The organism is Marinoscillum furvescens DSM 4134, from assembly GCF_003386095.1.
Lineage (GTDB): Bacteria > Bacteroidota > Bacteroidia > Cytophagales > Cyclobacteriaceae > Marinoscillum > Marinoscillum furvescens.
In genome coordinates this window covers 1-1565 of sequence record NZ_QREG01000056.1, presented here as the reverse complement: position 1 = coordinate 1565, position 1565 = coordinate 1, and the positions used below count along the sequence as shown (strand labels likewise).

General features: G+C 47.2%; 2 protein-coding genes. Both read left to right on the top strand.

Going from position 1 to position 1565, the window contains the following annotated elements; genetic code table 11:
• Positions 1 to 184, top strand: a 184-nt coding sequence (locus C7460_RS24190) for a hypothetical protein (protein ID WP_221409620.1), incomplete at its 5' end; no start/stop codon positions are given.
• A gap of 185 nt (positions 185 to 369) precedes the next feature.
• Positions 370 to 1565: group II intron reverse transcriptase/maturase (gene ltrA, locus C7460_RS23400; RefSeq protein ID WP_115870563.1), on the top strand; the 1196-nt coding region annotated here is incomplete at its 3' end.

Genomic DNA, 1565 nt, shown 5'->3' with positions numbered 1-1565 from the left:
AACCAAGTCCCGAACGAGCCCAGATGGAGTGGAATCGTTAGCTGAAGGCAAGGGTGTCCTGAGTAATTGGGAATCCAAAGGAAGCTTAAGGCAAAATGTGGATTTGACGAACAGGAACCAGATACAAGGCCTAAGTCTGGGGGTAAGCCTGCCTTGGAAGGTGACGCCCAATATCCATCCGTAACCGGACAAGGTAAATCTGGCAAGTCCACAGGAAAGAAGGAAAGTTTACCATGGGAGATCCTACCAGCGAGAGTTGGTCAGGAAGTCAGCAGCGGCCATAGTACTGTCTGAGGGTGGTTAACACCCACCTTAGGGAAGGGCCAAATCTTTGAACAAGGAGCAGTCGCTTCACAACCTGTAATAGCCATGTTAAAGACAGGAAAATATCAGGGATCTCAGATGAGTCTATTAGACGAATGGGAAAAGGATAGCCTTCCAGTGAAGGGCTCAGACGTATTCTGTGAACGAACTGGCAAGGTAAGTCAGCAGTGGCTATCAGCGTGTGAAGAAGAACGAGCCTTGACGAGAGGTTTGATGGATAAGGTATGCAGTCTATCGAATCTTACTGCAGCGTTGAAGCAGGTAGTAAAGAACGCAGGGTCACCGGGTGGAGATGGTATGACCGTCAAGGAACTCCGACATTGGTTTTCCAGCAACCATCAGAGTTTAATCGAACAACTGAAGAAAGGGAGCTACGAGCCAATGGCCGTTAAAGGAAAGGAAATTCCTAAACCTGGTGGAGGCGTACGCCAACTAGGCATACCAACAGTCCAAGACCGACTGGTTCAACAAGCTATAACCCAGCAACTAAGCAAACGCTACGATCCTATCTTCTCACCACACAGTTATGGCTTCCGTAAGGGTAGAAATGCCCATCAGGCTTTAGCCCAAGCTGGAGAGTACGTGAGGGAAGGATACAATTATGTAGTAGACCTTGATCTGGAGAAATTCTTCGACAAGGTGAATCATGATCGACTGATGTGGTTGCTTGGAAGACGTATATCAGATAAGCGGTTACTGAAGCTGATAGGCAAGTTTCTGCGGTCAGGTATACTAATGGGAGGCTTAGAGAACCAACGGATAAGTGGCACTCCTCAGGGTAGCCCCTTATCTCCATTGCTATCCAACATCGTATTGGATGAGCTAGACAAAGAGTTAGAGCGAAGAGGCCACCGCTTTGTGCGCTATGCGGATGATATGATCCTTCTAGTGAGGAGCCAATTGGCAGCAGAGCGGATTTATTCATCAATTACCAGCTTTATAGAGAATCGCCTTCGACTGAAGGTGAATAAGGACAAAAGCCGGGTATGTAGGCCTTATCAGCTCAATTTTCTGGGACATTCAATAATGTGGGATGGTAAATTGGGTCTGAGTAGACGAAGTGAACAACGATTTAAGGAGAAGGTAAAGAAGGTCACCCGCAGAAAACGGGGTATCAGTCTTGATCAGATGATCAAGGAACTCAATAGGGTGCTCCGGGGGTGGCTCAATTACTTCAGAAACGCAAAGATGCTAAGCAGGCTTAAGCGATTGAGTAGCTGGATACATCGAAGGATAAGATG